Raw genomic sequence first — 18,887 nt, 5'->3', positions numbered from 1 at the left:
GCTCAGCGAAAGCGGCCTGCTCCGCAGCCCGTCAGCCATTCGGGGGCTTTGCCGTTGATGCTGGTCGCCAGCAGGCGGCCGGTGGTGGCCGCCAGGGTCAGGCCCAGGTGGCCGTGGCCGAAGGCGTAGCTGACGCCGGGTAGCGAGGAGGCGGGGCCGATCACCGGCAGCGAGTCGGGCAGCGAAGGGCGCAGGCCGAGCCAGGTATGGCTGGGTTCGCCGAGCGAGCCGAACAGGCTCTCGGCGTGACGGCGAATGTAGTCGAGTCGCCGGGGATTGATCGGGTCGTCGTTGTGGCCCAGCTCCACGGTGCCGGCGATGCGCAGGCGGTCCTGCATCGGCGTGAGATAGAAGGCGTACTCCCCGGGGCTGCAAGGGCGGCTGACCAGCTCCTTGGCGGCGGGATATTCGAGGTGATAGCCGCGCTCGGAGATCAGCGGGATGCGATCGCCGGCGTCCTGGGCCAGCGGTTGCGACCAGGCACCCGCGGCGACCACCACCTTGTCGGCCTGCCAGGAGCCTCGATCGGTATCGATGCCGACGCCACCCCTGTGAGAAGCGAGCCCCTTGGCCTTGGCGCGTACCAGACGCACGCCGCGGCTTTGCAGGCGTTCGGCCAGACGTTGGGCCAGGGTCAGCGGATCGCTGACGTGGCAGGCCTCAGGGAACAGGATGCCGCCTCTGGCCAGGCCTTCGAGGGCGGGTTCGAGAGCCGCCAGGGCACGTGCGTCGAGATGCTCCTGCCGGACACCGAAGCGCTTGCGTGCGGCAGCATCGCGTTGGGCTGCCCGCCAGCCCTGCTCGCTGCGGTAGAAGCACAGACTGCCGCGCCGCTGCAGAAGGGCACCGTTATCCTCCAGGTCGTCGAAGATGGTCGCCCAGTCATTCACCGAAGGCGCCAACAGCTCGCTCAGTATCCGCGTGGCATGCTCGGCCCGTCGGCGGTTGGTGGCCCGAAGGAAGCGCCATAACCAAGGGGAGAGCCCGGGCAGGTGACGCCAGCGCAGGTGGAAGGGCGAGTGTGGCGACAGCAGCAGGTGTGGCATCTCGCGCCACAGTTGTGGATGCGCCAAGGGTTCGATCGCGAAGTTGGCCAGAAGGCCGGCGTTCCCCGACGACGCCCCCGTGCCCGGAAGCTCGGGGTCCATCACGGTGATCTCGTAACCCTGCTGGTGCAGGTGCCAGGCGCAGGCGAGGCCGACAATACCGGCGCCGAGGATAACGATTTCGGCGTGCTGAGTGGGCTGGTTCATGTTCTGTCGCCTGGATGCTGGTGGTCTCGCCGTGTAATTCTTCAGCGATTCTCTTACGCCGTTGCGTTGAGCGGCAAGCTAGCCCGGCATCGCGCTGCGGCGGGCGGAAGGATACGCTTTGGCCCAGCGCGGAGCCCCTAGCGTGACAAGGAGACCCTAGGAGATGAACCTGAGCGAAGCCTGGCACGAAGCCGTCCGACACCTCGATCTTGCCACGACCAACCTGATCCTGCTGGGTCTCATCCTGAGCCTCAGCATCCTTGCCGATACGGTGGCCAGCCGTACCCGGCTGCCGCGGATCTCGCTGCTGGTGCTGGTCGGCGTAGGCGTCGCCGTCGTTCAGCAGGTGGGGCTGGGGCAGGAAGGGGGGCGCCCCCTGGAGGGGCTCGGCGAGCCGCTGATCCAGGTCGCCCTGGTGATGGTGGCCTTCCTGCTCGGCGGTGAACTGACCCTGGAGCGATTGCGCAGCACCGGCCGGCTGATCTTTGTCTTGTCGCTCGCGGTGCTGGTGGTGAGCATCGTGGTGGTCGGCGCTGGGCTTCTGCTGATGGGTTACTCGATGCTGATCGCCGTCAGCCTGGCGGCGATATCGGTCGCCACCGACCCGGCAGAGGTGCGCGAGGTCATCCACGAGAAGCGCGATACGGGCCTGCCTGCACGCTTGCTGATGGGCATCGTCGCCATCGACGATGCCTGGGGCATCCTGACCTTCGGCCTGGCCATGGCATTGCTGGGCTGGCAGCTGTCGGGCGATGGGGGAGGAACCCTGTTACTGTCGCTGTGGGAGCTGGGCGGGGCGGTGCTCCTCGGCGCGGCGGTAGGGGCTCCGGCCGCCTGGCTGACAGGGCGACTACGCCCCGGCGAGCCGACCCTGGTCGAGGCGTTGGCGCTGATTCTGCTGCTCTCGGGCCTGGCCGAGTGGCTGGAGGTCTCGGCGCTGCTGGCGGCCATGCTCGCCGGTGCGCTGGTGGCCAATCTCTCCCGCCATCATACTCGCTCGTTCAACGAGATCGAGCACATCGAATGGCCCTTCCTGGTGTTCTTCTTCGTGCTCTCGGGGGCGAGCATCGACCTGCGCTACCTTGGCGGTGCCGTGTGGCTCACCCTGGCGTATATCGTCCTGCGTGCGCTGGGGCGTTACCTGGGAGGCGTTGTCGGTGGCGGCCTGGTGCGCTCCCGAGAGGTGGCGCTGCCGCGCGACATCGGTCTCGCGCTGACGCCGCAGGCCGGAATTGCCATGGGCATGGCGCTTCTGGTGGTGGAGCGCTACCCCGAGCAGGGGGCGACGTTGCTCTCCGCGGTGGTGGCTTCCACCGTGGTGTTCGAGGTGCTCGGGCCTTTCATGGTGCGGCGGGTGCTGCGCTGATCCAGGCTTGGACGATGGGGCGGCGCACCACGGATACGAGCAGGTGGCCGCTCTCGGGATACCGGCATGTCCTGGCATTACCAGGGAAGAACGGCACTATCGGAGCGCGGTTCGGTGCCGCCACACAGCACGCCGGAGCTGCTGTCGCGAAGGATGATCTGCCCGCGGCCGAAACCGGTCGAATGCGTCGTTTTCACGATCCGATGGCCGCGTCGTGCCAAGGCTTGGGCAAGATGGTCAGGAAAGTGCGGTTCCACTTCGACTGTCCTGCCCTCGGTCCATTTCCAGCGTGGCAGGTCGAGCGCGGCTTGGGGATTCAGCCGATCTTCGAGCATGGCGGTGACCATCTGGACATGTCCCTGCGGCTGCATGTAACCGCCCATGACGCCGAATGGCCCCACTGCCTCGTCGTCGCGGGTGATGAATCCGGGAATGATGGTGTGGTAGGTGCGCTTGCCCGGTGCCAGGACGTTGGCGTGCTCCGGGTCGAGGGAAAAGGAGCAGCCGCGGTTCTGCAGGCTGATGCCGGTGCCCGGTATGACGACACCCGAGCCGAAGCCCATGTAGTTGCTCTGAATGAACGACACCATGTTGCCGTCGCCATCGGCGGTGGCGAGGTACACCGTGCCCCCCTTGATCGGATTGCCGTGCCTGGGATCGAGCGCCTGCTCGCCAATCAGCCCGGCACGCGCCAGCAGGTAGTCGTCAGCAAGTAGCTGCTCCACGCTGGGCTGCATGGCGTCACGCTCGGTGATGTAACGCTTGCCGTCAATGTAGGCGAGCTTGGTGGCCTCGATGCGGCGATGCAGCGTCTCCACCGGGTCGCGGCCCTCCTTGCCCAGGCGCTCGAGGATTCCTAGCGCCTGCAAGGCGATCAGCCCGCTGCCGTTGGGTGGCAATTCCCAGATGTCGTGGCCGCGATAGCGGGTACTGATCGGATCGACCCACTCGGGCTGGAAGGCAGCGAGGTCTTCGCGGCGCAGCAGGCCGCCATGCTCCCGCATGAAGGCGTCGATGCGCTCGGCCAGCTCGCCCTGGTAGAACGCCCGGCCATGGCTCTCGGCAATGGCGCGCAGCGTGCTGGCGTGATCGGGTGCCGTCCAGAGTTCGCCAGGCCGAGGGGCGCGATCCTTGGGGGCGAAGGTAGCGAACCAGGGCTTGAACACGTCATCGTCGTAGCGACGGTAGTCTGCGAAAGCTTCCTCCCACAGCTGGCTGACGACAGGCGAGACGGGGAAGCCGCTTTCCGCGATGGCGATGGCTGGGGCCAAGAGGTCGACGAAGGACAGCTTGCCGAAGCGCTCGGAAAGGGCGACCCAGGCGGCCGGTGCGCCGGGCACGGTGACGGGTAGCAGGCCATGATCGGGTATCCTCTCATGCCCCTGTGCCCTGATCGCTTCGATGGTCGCTGCCCGGGGGGCCGGTCCGCTGGCGTTCAACCCATGCAGCTTGCCGTTGATCCAGACGATGGCGAAGGCGTCGCTGCCCAGACCGTTGGAGGTCGGCTCCACGACGGTGAGGGCCGCGGCGACGGCAATGGCAGCGTCCACGGCATTGCCGCCCTGCTGCAAGATCTGCATGCCCACCTGTGACCCGAGCGCTTGTGAAGTAGCGACCATGCCGCGGCTACCGAACGTGACCATGCGGCGTGAGGCACTGGGATAATGGTGGGCGTCGTACTTCATGAAAAGGCTCCTTGGAATGCTTGGCCGGGCTCTGGGCCTGCAGTCGTTGCATTTTACGGTTCCCTTCGTGGCTGACGACACCCAGTGTTGGCGCATCACGCGCGTGACGGAGCTGGCTGCTCGTCCCTGCGCAGCAGGCGCAGGCCATTGGCCACCACGATCAGGCTGGCGCCCATGTCGGCGAACACCGCCATCCACAAGGTGGCGTGGCCGCTGAAGGCAAGTGCCATGAACACCGCCTTGAGGCCCAGGGCGATGGCGATATTCTGCATCAGCAGCGAGCGCGTGCGCCGCGACAGGCGCAGGAAGTCGGCCAGGCGGCGAGGATCGTCGTCCATCAGCGCCACATCGGCGGTCTCGATGGCAGCATCGCTGCCGAGCGCCCCCATGGCGAAGCCGATGTCGGCGCGGGCCAGTGCCGGGGCGTCGTTGATGCCGTCGCCGACCATGCCAACCGGGCCTTGCTTGGTGCGCGCCTCGATCATCGCCAGCTTGTCCTCGGGCAGCAGCGAACCGTGGGCCTCGTCGATGCCGGCCTGGGCAGCCACGGCGGCCACGCTCGTCGGGTTGTCACCGCTCAGCATCAGCGTGGTCACGCCCAGGCGGTGCAGCGCCTCGATGGCTTCGCGGCTCTCCTCGCGCAGCGGGTCGCCGACGGCGAAAAGTGCCAGCGGGCGGGTCTCGTCGCCCAGAATCACCAGGGTTTCACCGCGCTCTTCATGCTCGGCCAGATGGGCCGCGAATGTCTCGTCCAGCGTCGCGAACTGTTGCATCAGCCGACGGTTGCCGAGCCAGAACTTGTGCCTGCCCAGGCGGGCAATCACGCCGCGGCCGGGTAGCTCCTCAACGTCGCTCACTTCTTCTGGTGTGACGCCATCCGCCTCGGCGGCGCGGGCCAGGGCCGCCGACACCGGGTGCGACGAGCGCCCGGCGAGCCCTGCCGCCAGGGCGCGTAGCCTGGCTCGTGCCGGCTCGTCCAGCTTCGGATCGAGCGGGTGCCAGGCACGCTGCGAGGGTCGGCCCCGGGTCAGAGTGCCGGTCTTGTCGAAGGCGAGGGTGGTCAGCCGGTAGCCCTGCTCGAGCACGTTGCCGCCCTTGATGAGGATGCCGGAGCGGGCGGCGGCGGCCAGGCCGCTGACGATGGTTACCGGGGTTGAGATCACCAGCGCGCAGGGGCAAGCTATCACCAGCAGGACCAGGGCGCGGTAAGTGCCTTCGAACCAGCCGATGCCGAACAGCCAAGGCCAGGTGATCGCCACCAGCAGGGCGATACCGAACACCGCTGGGGTGTAGACGGCGGCGAAGCGGTCGATGAAGCGCTGGGTGGGCGCGCGGCTGGCCTGGGCCTGCTCCACGGTGTAGATGATGCGGGCCAGGGTAGTGTCGCTCGCCGCTCTGCTGGTGCGATAGAGGAACTCGCTGCCCTGGTTGACGCTACCGGCGAATACGGCGTCGCCCGGTGTCTTGTCCACCGGCAGGCTTTCGCCGGTGATGGGCGATTCGTCCAGCGCCGGGTGACCCTCGGCCACGTTGCCGTCCAGCGCCAGGCGCTCGCCGGGACGCACGCGTACCAGGCTGTCGATGGCGACCTCGGCGGCCGGGAGGGCGCGGAAGCTGCCATCCGGTTGCTGTACGCTGGCGCGCTCCGGCGCCAGGTCGAGCAGCTCGCGAATGGCGTTGCGCGCCCGGCCCAGCGAGCGTGCCTCGATGCGCTCGGCAAGGGTGAACAGTACCAGCACCATGGCCGCTTCGGCCCATTGGCCGATCAGCAGCGCGCCGGTCACCGCCACGCTCATCAGGGCATTGATGTTGAGGGTACGATGGCGCAGGGCGATGAAGCCCTTCTTCCAGGTGGGCAGCCCGACCAGGGCGATGGCCGCCAGCGCCAGCGCAGCGGCGAGCCAGGGCTCGGCCAGCGACAGCCAGTGGCTGGCCTCGGCCGCGAGGGCGAGGGCGGCGGCGGCGCCGATCTTCCACCACGGTTCCTCGTCGCTTGCAGCCGGCGCCGTGCGCTGGGTTGGGTCATCGCGCTCGGCGGTCATGCCGGTGGCGGCGATTCGGCGCCGAATGGCCTCCTCGCCGACATCCCGATGGTGCACGGTGAGCTTGCGGCCGATCAGGTCGAAATCGAGCCGCTCGATGCCCGGCATGTCTTCGAGTGCCCGGCGCAACAGCCCTTCCTCGGTGGGGCAGCACATCGCCTCGATGCGCAGGCGCAGCGACTGGGCATCAGGGTAGGGAGCATCAGGAGAGGGGGCGCCCCGCTTTGGCGGGACTGTGGCGGTATCGGCTGGGTTGCAGCTCGAGCAGCAGGATCGTTCTGCCATGGCAAAGGCTCCGTGTCATCGGTTATGGTAATGACACACCCTGTAGTCACTACAGGGTCAAGCGGTTATTTGAGGAGGCATGCAATGAAGATCGGCGAGCTTGCCAACCGCACGGGCTGCCCGGTGGAAACGATCCGCTACTACGAACGCGAGGGGCTGTTGCCCGAGCCTGCCCGTTCGAGCGCCAATTACCGGCTCTATGCCGAGCCCCATGCCGAGCGGCTGCGCTTCATCCGGCATTGCCGCACACTGGACATGACGTTGGACGAGATCCGCACCCTGCTCGACTACCACGATCGCCCGCGCCAGCCCTGCAACGCCGTAAACGGCCTGATCGACGACCACCTGGCCCACGTGGAGGCACGCATCGAACAGCTCCAGGCGCTACGCGAGGCACTGGCGACGCTACGCTCGCGCTGCCAAGGCGAGTCCGATTCCAGCCACTGCGGCATTCTTCAGGAGCTGGCCCAGCCGGCACCGCGCGAACTGCCCGCCATTCACGACGAGCCCAGCCATGTGCCGGGGCCGCACGGCCACTGAAGCACAGGGTTCGTCGACTCAGCCGCTGTGATACACCCGGCGGCCCAGCGCCCAGACCTCGTCGATGGCCCATTCGCCTTCGGCCAGCACCAGCAGGTCGGCGTCACGGCCTGGCTCTAGCCGCCCCTTGGCGGGTAGCCCTAGCGCCTCGGCGGCATGGGTGCTGGCCATGCCGATGGCCTGCTCAAGTGCAATGCCATGCTCCTCGACACACTGGCCGAGTACCTCGAACAGGCTGGCGAGCCGCCCGGGTTCGAGGCCTACGAAGCGGCGCTGATCGTCGAAGCGGGGTAGTGAGGCGTTGGCATCCGATGACAGCGTAATGTGCGACGGCTCGACACGGGCCTGCAGGGCGCGGGCCACGGCCTCGGCGGCGGCCACTTCGCCGCCCGCCAGCAGTTCCGCCGTGGTGCTGGTGGTGAAGTCGATGCGGCCACCCTCGCGGGCGAAGCGCAGGCCATCCTCGAACAGCGCCGGGGTACGGTTGATATGGGTCGGCAGGAACTGGGCAAGGGGAATGGCGCTGTCGCGGGCCGCCTCGCGCAGTGGTTCAAGATGAGACGGGGCGTCGCCAGTATGGATGAAGACGATGCCCGATTTACCCGCCAGCATGCCCGCGGTACGCGCCTCCGACGCCAGTCGGGCCAGCTCGAAGGAGGAGGGCTGTGAGCCGCGGTGGTCGCTGATCGCCACCTCGCCCACGCCGATGAATTCGGGAATGAACAGGATGTCGCTGCCCACCGAGCCGGTCAGCGTGACCGGGGGCAGTTGGTAGGAGCCGGTATAGCAGTATGTGGTCAAGCCGCCTGCGGCCAGCTCACGTGCCTTGCCCAGCAGGTTGGCCGGGGTACGGGTCAGGGCGTCGGTGCCCAGCGCACCGATCAGCGTGGTGACGCCGGAGGCCAGGGCATCCTCGAGCGTCAGCTCGGCGGTGCGCGTGCCGAAGCCGCCTTCACCGCCGCCGCCGGTGAAATGTACCAGCGGGTCGACCAGCCCGGGGATCACCCGTCGGCCCTCGAGATCGATCTCCTCGACGGCCATGCCGCTCGCGGGGGCTCCCTGATCGGCCGCTACCACGGCGGCGATACGGCGGTCGGCGATCAACAGGTGACACAGCCCCATGGCACGTGGTGCGTAGAGGCGGGCGTTCTTCAGCAGGGTCAGCATGCTGGCTCCTCAGGGAAGGCGAACGCCGGTGGAGACCGGCGTTCGCAGGTGGGTCAGGCCGCGTTACAGCTTGATATCGTAGTTGAAGTACTTCTCCATCAGGGCGTCATAGGTGCCGTTCTCCTTGAGCGCGGCAAGCGCCTCGTTGAAGCGCTCGGCCAGCTCGCGGTCGCGCTGGCGGAAGGCCACGCCCACGCCCTGGCCGAAGATGTGCTGGGGTTCCTTGATGAAGCCGCTGATGCGCTTGAAGTCGCTGCCCGCGGTATCGATGGCGATGGTGGACTCGGCCACGGGGTAATCCATGAAGGTGAGGTCGAGGCGGCCGGCGCGCAGGTCGGTCACCACGTCGTCGGCGCTGGTGTAGCGGCGGATCTCGACGATGTCGCCGTAGAGCTCGGAGACGTAGTTGTCCTGCAGGGTGGCACGCTGCACGCCGACCGCCATGCCTTCGAGGCTGTCACGGTCTTCGATGTCGATCTCACGATCGTTGGCGGTGATCCAGGCGCTCGGCGTGGTGTAGTAGGGTTCCGAGAACAGCACCTGCTGGGCGCGCTCCTCGGTGATCGCCATCGATGACATGATGGCGTCGTACTTGCGTGCCAGCAGGCCGGGGATGATGCCGTCCCAGTCCTGCTCGACCCAGGTGCAGTCCGCCTCGAGGTAGTCGCATACGGCGTTGCCCAGCTCGATCTCGAAGCCGGTCAGCTCCCCATCGGGGGTGCGGAACATGAAGGGCTCGTAGGGGACATCGACGCCGAGGCGAATGGTGTCGTCGTCGCGGGCCTGGGCGACACCGGTGAACAGGCCGACAACCAGGCCGGCGGCCAGGATCAGAGAAATATGGCGCATGAGTCTTCCTCCCGGGAAGGCGTTTGTTGTGGTGTGTTGCGGTGGTTACGGATGTGCCGCAAGCGGGCGGCAACGGATCATGCGATCACGGGCGCAAGGACCGTGATGCATCGGGTGGCACGGGCGTGCCGATACGGCCAGGAAGGCCGCAGGAAGGGCTTATTCGTCGAACCATTCGCTGAGGTAGAAGCTGTCGAAGAAACAGCGATAGGCCTCGAGCGTTTGGCGAATGTGGACGGCGGAATCGATCATGGACGGGGTCCTGATTCGATGGCTTTGACAGGTTTTACTTTCCGACAATCGCGTTGGACGGTCAAGCGTACGCCCCCTCCCCGGCAGGCCGGAGAGGGGGCTGCGATCACTCCCCGCCGAAGTAGCGGGCGTAGATCTCGTCATAGGTACCGTCTTCCTTCAGCGTGGCCAGGGCCTCGTTGAAGCGCTCGGCCAGTGCCTCGTCGCGCGGACGGAAAGCGATGCCGAAGCCGTCACCGAAGTACTCCTTGGGCTCGGTGATACGCTCGCCGACAACCTTGTACTGGCGCTCTTCGCTGTCGAGCAGGGTGGACTTGCCGACCGGGAAGTCGAGGAAGACGATGTCGAGACGCTCGGCTTCCATGTCCAGCACCATGTCGTCGGCGGTGGAGTAGCGGCTGATATCGGCCACGTCGCCGTACATGTCGGTGACGTAGTTGTCCTGCAGGGTTCCGCGCTGTACGCCGATGCTCATGCCGTCGAGGGCTTCGGTGCTGGGCTCCTCGACATCGAGCGTCTCGGGAGCGAACCAGGCGGACGGCGGGGTAATGTAGGGATCGGAGAAGAGTACGGTCTGGCGACGCTCGTCGTTGATGGTCATCGACGACATGATGGCGTCGTACTTGCGTGACAGCAGGCCGGGAATGATGCCGTCCCACTCCTGCTCGATCCACTCGCAGGTGATGCCGATCTCTTCGCACATGGCGTTGCCGAGCTCGATGTCGAAACCGGTCAGCTCACCTTCGGGCGTGCGGTACTCCATCGGCTCGTAGGGTACGTCGACGCCGAAGCGTACGTGATCGTAGTCACGGGCCTGGGCGGTACCGGCGGCGATGGCGACGCCCAGCAGGGATACAGTCAACAGTTTTTTCATCGTTCAGTTCCTTGTTGTCGTTCGTGCATCGTTAAGATGACGTCGCGCCTGAATTTAGCGCAGCCACGCCGGGGCCGAAAGTCCCCGAGCGCAGTTTTTCCAACGCCTGTTTGACGTTGATCAGTTCCCGCCCAACGGCTTGAGATGTGCCAGCAATCGCTTCTCCAGGTAGCGGAAGAGATACAGAATGGCAAAGGTCAGGCAGAGATAGATCGCGGCAACGAAGATGAACGCCTCGAAGGGGGCATAGAAGCGCGCATAGACGAAGCGGGCCGCACCGGTGAGGTCCATCAGCGTGACCACGCTGGCGATGGCGCTGGCATGCAGCATGAAAATCACTTCGTTGCCATAGGCCGGCAGGGCGCGGCGGAAGGCGCTGGGCAGCACGATGCGGCGCATCGTCAGGCTCTGCGACATGCCGTAGGCGCGAGCCGCTTCGATCTCGCCGCGTGGCGTGGCCTTGATCGCCCCACGGAAGATCTCGGTGGTGTAGGCGGCGGTGTTGAGAGTGAAGGCGATCAGGGCCGGGTAGAAGGCCTCCTTGAGGATCGGCCAAAACATGCTGTCCTGGATTCCCTCCACGAATACCACGCCGTAATAGATGATGTAGAGCTGGATCAGCAGCGGCGTGCCGCGGAACACGTAGGTGTAGACGTAGATGGGCAGGCTGACCCAGCGATGGCGCGAGCTGCGTCCGATGGCCAGCGGCACGGCGAGCACCAGGCCGATGATCAGCGACAGGAACACCAGCTGCGAGGTGGTGACCAGCCCGGTCCAGTAGTAGCCGAGGGTCTGCGGGGTGAAGATGACGTTGCCTTCCAGCAGGCCGGCGAGCCATTGATTCAGTTGGTCCATGTCAGTGCTCCCCGAAACCGACGTCGTAGCGTTTCTGCAAACGGGCGAAGATCCACTCCGACACGCTGGCAATCAGCAGGTAGATGGCTGCCACGGGTATCAGGAAGGTGAACGGCTCGTGGGTGGCGCGGGAGGCCTCGGCGGCGACGCGCACCATGTCGGTGAGGCCGATCACAGAAACCAGCGCGGTGGTCTTGAGCAGCACCATCCAGTTGTTGGAGAGTCCCGGCAGGGCGTGGCGCATCATCAGCGGGAAGCGGATGCGCCGAAACAATAGCCAGGACCCCATGCCGTAGGCCTTGGCCGCCTCGATCTGACCCTCATCCACGGCCATGAAGGCGCCGCGGAAGGTCTCGCCCATGTAGGCGCCGAATATGAAGCCGATGGTGATCACGCCGGCGACGAAGGCGTTGAGATTGAAGAACCAGTCCACACCGAACTGATCGTAGAGCATGTCGGTGAACAGGTTGAGCCCCATCTGGCCGCCGAAGAACAGCAGCATCATCAGCACCAGGTCGGGTACGCCGCGAATCACCGTGGTGTAGAGCGTGGCCGTGCGATGCAGCAGCCAGCTGCGCGACATCTTGGCGCTGGCGGTCAACAGGCCGAGCAGGACGGCAAGTGCCAAAGAGAGCACCGCCAGCTGCAGGGTGACGCCTGCGCCTTCCAGCAGGCGCGGGCCGTAGCCTTGTAGATCGAGCATGACTCTCTCCCTCAGTACTTCGGCGCCAGGAACTGCTGGAGCCGCGGCGAACTGGGATGGACCAGCACGTCCTGGGGCGCCCCGGCCTCCTCGATCACGCCCTGGTGCAGGTAGACGACCTGACTCGACACGTCACGAGCGAAGCCCATCTCGTGAGTGACCACGACCATGGTGCGCCCCTCCTCGGCCAGATCGCGCATGACCTTGAGCACATCGCCGACCAGCTCCGGGTCGAGCGCCGAGGTGGGTTCGTCGAACAGCATCACCTCCGGATCCATGGCCAGCGCCCGTGCGATGGCGCCACGCTGCTGCTGGCCACCGGACATCTGCGCCGGGTAGGCGTCGGCGCGTGCGGTCAGGCCGACCCGCTCGAGCAGCGCACGGGCCTGTTCGACGGCTTCCTTCTTCGGCTTGCCGAGCACGTGCACCGGCGCTTCGATGATGTTCTCCAGCAGCGTCATGTGCGCCCACAGGTTGAAGCTCTGGAAGACCATCGACAGCTTGGCGCGCATGCTGACGACCTGTTTCCAGTCGGCGGGCTCGCGGCCATGCCTGGTTTGCTTGAAGCGAATCTCCTCGCCGTGAACGATCAGGTCGCCCTCGTCGGGCTGCTCGAGCAGGTTCATGCAGCGCAGGAAGGTGCTCTTGCCGGAGCCGGAGGCTCCGATCAGGGTGATGACGTCACCCTTGTTGGCCTTGAGCGAGAGACCCTTGAGGACTTCGGTGTCGCCGAAGCGCTTCTTGATGTTGCGGACTTCGAGGGGAATTTGGGTATCGGCCATGGAACGGACTCCAGATCGGGACGAGTCGCCGGGGCGACGGCCGGTTAAGCGGGCAGGCGCGAAAAAAGGGGCGATTCTAACAGGCCTGAGGGCTTTCAGCAGAAGGAAGGTGAGTCCGTGCCGTGGGACGATAGTCGATATTGTGGAGAGGAGGTGTCATTGGAAGGCTCCTGATTATTGTTCTGAAGTAGCAAAATCGCTGGAAATATTCGTTCTTGAAAGCTATCCGGGGTCAGTCGGCGCTGGTGCCGGTCGGGCCAGTAGCGCGGCACGGGCGCCCAGTTCCACAGCAGCGTTGGGGAACACCACGCTGAGCGGTTCGCTCTCGACGACAAAAGAACCGGCCTCGGCGTCCTCGGCGAGCTGCGTGCCGGGCGCGAATTCAGTGAAGTTGGGCGTGTCGTCGGCGAAGCACAGCCGGAAGTCCTCGGAATGACGCATCAGCTCGTGGGCTACGCGGAAGAAACGCATGCGTTCAGGAGTATCGCCTGACGGTTTGCGCCCTTCCAGCAGTGCCTCGAGCAGCCGTGCCATGGGTGCTAGTGGCGCAAGGTCGTTGTGGCCGAAAGGCAGGGCGCGCCCCAGCTCCAGGGTGAAGGCCTGAGCCTGGTGATGATGCTTGGAGTAGTGGGAGAAGGTCCAGCTGTGCTGATGTTGGTGCAGCACCGCCTGGATGTCCGCCGCCGCCAGCCAGCGCCACTGTTCGTGACGTGTGGCAGTCTCGGCGAAGGGCTCGACCGCGAAGCGCGGGTAGCGGCTGTCACGGATTGCCGTGTGCAGGTCGTAGTGCAGGCGCTCGTGCTCGGGGTAACGAGAGAAAAAATCGTCCACGGCGCGCATCAGCAGGCGGGCGCGGTCCGGCTCCATGCCGCTTTCGTCCAGGTCGCGACGGAACAGGCGATTGAGATTGGTATTGACGTAGCGTTCGGCGCGGCGCATCGCCTCGGGGTTGCCCAGGATCATCAGTACTGGTGCGCCCAGTGCGAGCAGGCCCGCTTCGAGGCGAGCGAGGCACTCGCCCAGCAGTTCGATGGGGGCGGTTTCATTGCCGTGAATCCCTGCCGAGAGTACGCAGGCATGCGCCTCGCTACGGCACTCGGTGGGCGTGAGTTCAAGGACGCCCGCCGCGTGCAGGGTATAGGTGCCGCCGGGAAGCTTGCCGCCTCGTGACGTTGGCGCGGTGCTTTCCAGGCTGAGTTCGATCCATTCCGACAGCATGGGATGTCCGGGTCGGTTGTGAGTACGGTGAGACCACGGCCACCATCCTGCGCACGGGGCGACATCGCAAGATCGCACGTCGGGCTGGTGAAAGCCCGGGTGCGATATTGAAACTGGGCGAGCCGACCTTTGGCCAATGGGTTCAAGGCCATGCGCAGCCTAAGCTGGCAGCAGCCATATCCATGACCGCCAGGAGCCCACCATGCCCACCGATCGAGCCGAGCCGGGATTCGACGACTACGTCGACCAGCTCAATGCGCACTACGATGCTGCTACCGCAAGCGAAGGCGAGGCCCTGCTGGCGAGGCTGCAAGTGGCGTTCAGGGCCGCGGGACGCGATTTGGATCGGCTGAGCCTCGATGACGTGGCCGGCATCGATCAGCTGCACCTTGGCGGGCGCAGCGCTAGCCGCGCCCTGGCGATACTGGGCGAACTGCGCGCCGGCGAACGGGTGCTCGATGTGGGCTGTGGCACCGGTGGTGCGAGCCGCTTGCTGGCCGCCGAGTTTGGTTGCGACGTGGTCGGGGTCGACATCACGCCAGCCTTCATCGAAGTGGCGAGCTGGCTCAGCGCGGCCACCGGGCTGGCCGAGCGTACGCGTTTCTTGTGTGCCGATGCCGCCAACGTTCCGCTGTCGGAAAGCGTCGATGTCGTGTGGTGCCAGCATGCGCTGATGAACATGCCCCACGTGCCGCGTGTGCTGGCCGAGTGGCAGCGTCTGCTGGCGCCGCGCGGTCGTGTGCTGCTGCATGAGCTGGTGGCCGGGGAAAACACCGAGCCGTTGGCGCTGCCGGTGCCCTGGGCGCGCAGCCAGGCCACCAGCCACCTGCGAAGTCGAGAGCAGCTCGAGCGCGCCATGGCGCTGGCCGGCTTCGAGCCTCTCGCGGTGGAGGACATCACTGATACGGCCCTGGCTTGGCGTCAGGAGCACAGCCGACGCGAGAGTCGTCCCGCTGAGACAGCGCAGAAAGCCGTCGCGCCGCCGGGACCGACATCGCTCTTTGGCAGCGATTTCGTCCTGATGGGGCGTAACTTGCGCGACAACCTCGGCGCCGGCAAGGTGCGAGTGCTCTCAGGGGTCTGGCGGTGCGTGCGTCGATAGATTCGTAGCCCCCGGACGAAATGCTTCGCTTTTCTCGAGCGCGTTCCTTTCTATGCTGTAGTCACTCGCCGGCGATCCCGGCGTTTGGACGGCAACCATGAAAGGAGGCGCAAGATGATCAAGGTACTCGTGCTCTACCACTCCATGTATGGCCATATCGATACCCTGGCCAAGGCCGTGGCGAAAGGTGTGCGTCAGGTGGAGGGCGCCGAAGTGTGGGTCAAGCGTGTACCCGAGACCATGGATCCCGAGGCTTTCGCCAAGGCCGGGGGGAAGACCTTCGATACCCCCGAGGCCACCCCCCAGGAGCTGGCCGACTACGACGCGGTGATCTTCGGCACGCCGACCCGCTACGGCAACATGACCGGCCAGATGCGTACCTTTCTCGACCAGACCGGCAGCCTGTGGGCCAAGGGAGCGCTGCGCGGCAAGGTGGGGAGCGTGTTCACCTCGACCGGCACCGGCGGTGGCAACGAAACCACCATTCTTACCTCATGGACCACGCTGGCGCACCACGGCATGTTGATCCTGCCGATCGGCTATGGGCTCGAGTCGCAGTTCGACATTTCCAGCGTGCAGGGTGGCTCGCCCTACGGGGCATCGACGCTTGCCGGCCCCGACGGCTCGCGTCAGCCCACCGAGCACGAGCTGGAACTGGCCAGGATGCAGGGCAGAAGCGTGGCCGACGTGGCGCTCAAGCTCGCTTCCTGAGCGGCCGCGAGCGACACGAAAAAAGGCGCGGCATGAGCCGCGCCTTGTCAGGCATGACCGCTGGCTGGGTCATGTTTCAGCCTGTCTGGACCAGACTTAGTTGCTCTGCATAGCTTCGCGCAGCGTCTGGCTACCATCGACCTCTTCATACTGGTCGCTGCCGTAGTCTCCGGATTCGCCGCTGTCACCGGACTGAACGACCAGCTCACCCTCGCTGCGGACTTTCAACTCGTCGATGGGATAGCCCATCTCGTCCTCGCCGAAACCGAGGAAGCCGCCTTCGGAAATCACGACTGAGACATCACCGCTCTCGGTGTCGCGCACGACGCGCTCGACGTCACCGATTTCCTTTTCGTCCTGCTGACTGTAGACGGCCTGTCCTTTGACCTCGCTGACCTCCATGCTCATCAGGTCATCGCCCTGCGAAGCCTGGTCCTGGGAGGCCTGGTCTTGAGCCGCCTGGTCCGAGTTCTGCTGCTCTTGCTCCTGTTCGTCAGGGTTGCGCAGCTTTGCTTCGGCCTCTTCGGCGGGCTGGACTTCAACGTCGGCCTCGCCTGTCTTCTTGACGGTGACATCGGGCTCGGCCTGATCCACGCTGACGTTGGGATCCTTCTGTTCGATGGTAACTTCCGGCGGCTGCTGCTCGACGGTCACATCGGGTGGCTCTTGCTCGACCTGAACTTCGGCCGGCTGCTGATCGACATTCACGTCGGCGGGATCTTGCTCGACTTGAATCTCGGCTTGGCTGCCCGACTGGCTCTGAGCGTTATCTTCGCTCATCTGCTGCTGTTCGTTCAGCGGCTGGGTCTCCTCGTCCTGGACCTCCTGTGCCAGGAGCCCATGACTCAGACCGGTGCTCAGGGCACCCACCGCGATGGCAATTGCTGTCCTTTTCATGCCGTTTCTCCTTTCTCCATTGGCTTGCCTTGTGGGCTTGCACTGATCAGGCTAGACGACAAATCGACAATAAAAGCCGGCGATTACGGAGGGTAACGTAAAGCCATCAAACAGTGACCCGTAAGTGCCCCGGCCAGCCACGATGCCATGGCTGGCCGGGCGAAGTGGTAGTGAATGAAATGCACCTAACCGGCGACCCGCTCGGCAATAGCTTGCCCCAGTGTCTGGGTGGTGCCCTGGCCGCGAATGTCCGGCGTCAGCACGGCCGGGTCGGCCTCCGTCAGTACCGCCTCGAAGGCGGCCACGATGGCGTCGGCGGCCTCCTTGTGACCCAGATGCTCCAGCATCATGGCGCCGGACCAGATCTGGCCGATGGGGTTGGCGATGCCTTTGCCGGCGATGTCCGGGGCGCTGCCGTGGACCGGTTCGAACAGGCTGGGGAAAGTGCCTTCGGGATTGATATTGGCTGAGGGGGCTACGCCGATGGTACCGGTGCAGGCGGGGCCCAGGTCGGAGAGGATGTCGCCGAACAGGTTGCTGGCCACCACCACGTCGAACCAGTCGGGATGCATGACGAAGTTGGCGGTGAGGATGTCGATGTGGAACTTGTCGACGCTGACCTCGGGATAGTTGCCCGACATGGCCGCGACCCGCTCGTCCCACCATGGCATGGTGATGGCGATGCCATTGGACTTTGTGGCCGAGGTGAGCTTCTTCCGCGGCCGGCTCTGGGCCAGGTCGAAAGCGAACTTGAGCACCCGGTCGGTGCCGTGGCGGGTCATCACCGTCTCCTGGATCACTACCTCGCGCTTGGTACCCTCGAACATCTTGCCGCCGACGCTGGAGTACTCGCCCTCGGTGTTCTCGCGCACCACGTAGAAGTCGATGTCACCGGGCTTGCGGTCGGCCAGCGGGCTCTTGATCCCAGGCAGCAGCTTGCACGGACGCAGGTTGATGTACTGGTCGAACTGGCGGCGGAACTGCAGCAGCGAACCCCACAGCGAAATATGGTCCGGCACTGTGTCGGGCCAGCCCACCGCGCCGTAGAAGATGGCGTCGAAATCCTTGAGCTGCTCGAACCAGTCGTCGGGCATCATCTTGCCGTGCTTGGCGTAGTAGTCGCAGCAGGCGAAGTCGAAGTGCTCGAAGGCCAGGTCGATGTCGAAGCGCTTGGCAACGGCTTCGAGAGCGCGCAGGCCTTCCGGCATTACTTCGTTGCCGATGCCGTCGCCGGGAATCACAGCGATACGCTGGGTCATGGTCGGTTCCTCTGAAAGAAGAAAGGAAGTGTCTGCCGCAGTCTAGCCCTTGGCTTCGTGGAGATAATCGGGCTGAATGGAAAGCCATTGTTGAATGTGAGTGGAGAGTGGCATGGCTCAGCTCGACGACCTGGTCTTCTTCCAGCAACTGGCGCGTGCGGGGAGCCTGACCGCCACGGCGCGCGACCTGGGGCTGTCGCTGTCGGCCGTGAGCAAGCGGCTCAAGCAGCTCGAGGCGCGCTTGGGTGTGGAGTTGGCCAGCCGTACCACGCGGCGCTTGTCGCTTACCGCCGAGGGCGAGCGCTATCTGGAGCGCGGGGCGTCGATCCTCGAGGAGCTGGCCGAGCTGGAGGAGGCGCTGGGCGAGCAGCAGGCGGCGCTCTCGGGTCCGCTGCGGGTCAATGCCACCTTCGGCTTCGGCCGACGCCACGTGGCGCCGTTGCTGTCGGCATTCTGCGCGTGCCATCCGGGCGTCGAGGCGACGCTGGAACTCTCCAACTATCCGCTGAGCCTGGGCGAACAGGGCTTCGACGTCGGCATTCGCGTGGGCGAACCGCCCGACTCGCGGCTGGTGGCCCGGCGCATCCTCGCCAGCCGGCGAATACTGTGTGCTGCGCCCGGCTATGTGGCCCACATGCCGGACCTGAAGGTGCCTGCCGATCTTGCCGCCCACCCCTGCCTGGTGCTTCGGGAGAACGAAAGTGACTATGCCGTATGGCGCTTTCGCCAGTGCGACAGCTCAGCGGAGCAGGCGGTCAAGGTGGCTGGACCCATGTCTTCCAACGATGGCGAGGCGGTCGTGCAGTGGGCACTCGACGGGCGTGGTATCGTGCTGCGCTCGTGGTGGGATATCCACCGGCACCTCGAGAGCGGTCGGCTGGTCGAACTGCTGCCCGAGTGGCAGGGTGTGCGTGCCGATTTTCATGCCGTCTATCAGCAGCGCCGCCACGTACCGGCGCGCATTCGTGCCTTCGTTGCCTATCTTGAGCAAGAGATGCCTCGGCGTGTGCCTGCGCCGGGTCGTCCGGAACAGGCCAAGTGAGCCGC

The 18,887-nt window shown here is 65.6% G+C and carries 17 protein-coding genes; 5 read left to right on the top strand and 12 right to left on the bottom strand.

All coding sequences use genetic code 11. The features are described 5' to 3' along the window. Positions 1-2: 2 nt before the first annotated feature. A complete protein-coding gene (locus tag KPL81_RS02310; RefSeq protein ID WP_219790514.1) occupies positions 3-1,253 on the bottom strand; it encodes an NAD(P)/FAD-dependent oxidoreductase in 1,251 nt (416 codons plus the stop codon). Between the two features lie 163 nt (positions 1,254-1,416). Between KPL81_RS02310 and KPL81_RS02305 the strand changes: the two genes are divergently transcribed. Then, complete coding sequence (locus KPL81_RS02305; RefSeq protein WP_219790513.1) at positions 1,417-2,619, top strand: cation:proton antiporter; 1,203 nt, start codon at positions 1,417-1,419, stop codon at positions 2,617-2,619. A 77-nt stretch (positions 2,620-2,696) separates the two neighbouring features. Here the strand turns inward: KPL81_RS02305 and KPL81_RS02300 are convergent, their stop codons facing one another. Both KPL81_RS02300 and KPL81_RS02295 read right to left on the bottom strand, forming a co-directional pair. Beyond that, a complete protein-coding gene (locus KPL81_RS02300) occupies positions 2,697-4,304 on the bottom strand; it encodes a gamma-glutamyltransferase family protein (protein ID WP_219790512.1) in 1,608 nt (535 codons plus the stop codon). 95 nt (positions 4,305-4,399) lie between these two features. Beyond that, positions 4,400-6,631, bottom strand: a complete 2,232-nt coding sequence (locus KPL81_RS02295) for a heavy metal translocating P-type ATPase (RefSeq protein WP_219790511.1) — start codon at positions 6,629-6,631, stop codon at positions 4,400-4,402. Positions 6,632-6,715: 84 nt separating this feature from the next. On the opposite strand from KPL81_RS02295, the gene cadR reads away from it, so the two are divergent. After that, positions 6,716-7,171 carry a Cd(II)/Pb(II)-responsive transcriptional regulator gene (gene cadR / locus KPL81_RS02290; protein WP_209473778.1) on the top strand — a complete coding sequence of 152 codons (456 nt, stop codon included), beginning with the start codon at positions 6,716-6,718 and terminating at the stop codon, positions 7,169-7,171. An 18-nt stretch (positions 7,172-7,189) separates the two neighbouring features. Here cadR and iadA read toward each other — a convergent pair whose 3' ends face one another. From iadA to astE, 7 genes are all read right to left on the bottom strand, one after another. After that, positions 7,190-8,338, bottom strand: coding sequence for a beta-aspartyl-peptidase (gene iadA, locus KPL81_RS02285; protein WP_219790510.1), 1,149 nt, complete (start codon positions 8,336-8,338; stop codon positions 7,190-7,192). 63 nt (positions 8,339-8,401) lie between these two features. Next, positions 8,402-9,187, bottom strand: a complete 786-nt coding sequence (locus tag KPL81_RS02280; protein WP_219790509.1) for a transporter substrate-binding domain-containing protein — start codon at positions 9,185-9,187, stop codon at positions 8,402-8,404. Positions 9,188-9,545: 358 nt separating this feature from the next. Further along, on the bottom strand, positions 9,546-10,313 hold the full coding sequence (locus KPL81_RS02275; RefSeq protein WP_219790508.1) for a transporter substrate-binding domain-containing protein: 768 nt from the start codon (positions 10,311-10,313) through the stop codon (positions 9,546-9,548). 120 nt (positions 10,314-10,433) lie between these two features. Then, positions 10,434-11,168, bottom strand: coding sequence for an ABC transporter permease (locus KPL81_RS02270; protein ID WP_219790507.1), 735 nt, complete (start codon positions 11,166-11,168; stop codon positions 10,434-10,436). Position 11,169: 1 nt separating this feature from the next. Continuing rightward, positions 11,170-11,871: an ABC transporter permease gene (locus KPL81_RS02265; protein WP_219790506.1), complete on the bottom strand. Its 702-nt coding sequence runs from the start codon at positions 11,869-11,871 to the stop codon at positions 11,170-11,172. 11 nt (positions 11,872-11,882) lie between these two features. After that, positions 11,883-12,653: an ABC transporter ATP-binding protein gene (locus KPL81_RS02260; RefSeq protein ID WP_219790505.1), complete on the bottom strand. Its 771-nt coding sequence runs from the start codon at positions 12,651-12,653 to the stop codon at positions 11,883-11,885. Positions 12,654-12,875: 222 nt separating this feature from the next. After that, positions 12,876-13,871, bottom strand: a complete 996-nt coding sequence (astE, locus tag KPL81_RS02255; RefSeq protein WP_219790504.1) for a succinylglutamate desuccinylase — start codon at positions 13,869-13,871, stop codon at positions 12,876-12,878. 202 nt (positions 13,872-14,073) lie between these two features. Here astE and KPL81_RS02250 point away from each other — a divergent pair, with 202 nt between their 5' ends. Together KPL81_RS02250 and wrbA are read left to right on the top strand one after the other, a co-directional pair. After that, positions 14,074-14,973, top strand: coding sequence for an SAM-dependent methyltransferase (locus KPL81_RS02250; RefSeq protein WP_219790503.1), 900 nt, complete (start codon positions 14,074-14,076; stop codon positions 14,971-14,973). 114 nt (positions 14,974-15,087) lie between these two features. Further along, positions 15,088-15,684 carry an NAD(P)H:quinone oxidoreductase gene (wrbA, locus tag KPL81_RS02245; protein ID WP_219790502.1) on the top strand — a complete coding sequence of 199 codons (597 nt, stop codon included), beginning with the start codon at positions 15,088-15,090 and terminating at the stop codon, positions 15,682-15,684. Positions 15,685-15,780: 96 nt separating this feature from the next. Here the strand turns inward: wrbA and KPL81_RS02240 are convergent, their stop codons facing one another. Both KPL81_RS02240 and KPL81_RS02235 read right to left on the bottom strand, forming a co-directional pair. Continuing rightward, complete coding sequence (locus KPL81_RS02240) at positions 15,781-16,581, bottom strand: PRC-barrel domain-containing protein (protein ID WP_219790501.1); 801 nt, start codon at positions 16,579-16,581, stop codon at positions 15,781-15,783. Between the two features lie 185 nt (positions 16,582-16,766). Further along, complete coding sequence (locus tag KPL81_RS02235) at positions 16,767-17,840, bottom strand: tartrate dehydrogenase (RefSeq protein ID WP_219790500.1); 1,074 nt, start codon at positions 17,838-17,840, stop codon at positions 16,767-16,769. 112 nt (positions 17,841-17,952) lie between these two features. Between KPL81_RS02235 and KPL81_RS02230 the strand changes: the two genes are divergently transcribed. Further along, the gene (locus KPL81_RS02230; RefSeq protein ID WP_219790499.1) at positions 17,953-18,882 is read left to right on the top strand and encodes a LysR family transcriptional regulator; all 930 of its coding nucleotides are present in this window, start codon (positions 17,953-17,955) and stop codon (positions 18,880-18,882) included. Positions 18,883-18,887: the final 5 nt, after the last annotated feature.

Source organism: Billgrantia antri, from assembly GCF_019430905.1.
GTDB classification, from domain to species: domain Bacteria; phylum Pseudomonadota; class Gammaproteobacteria; order Pseudomonadales; family Halomonadaceae; genus Halomonas; species Halomonas antri.
Note: the sequence above shows the minus strand (reverse complement) of the source record. Positions and strands in the feature narration are given on the sequence as shown.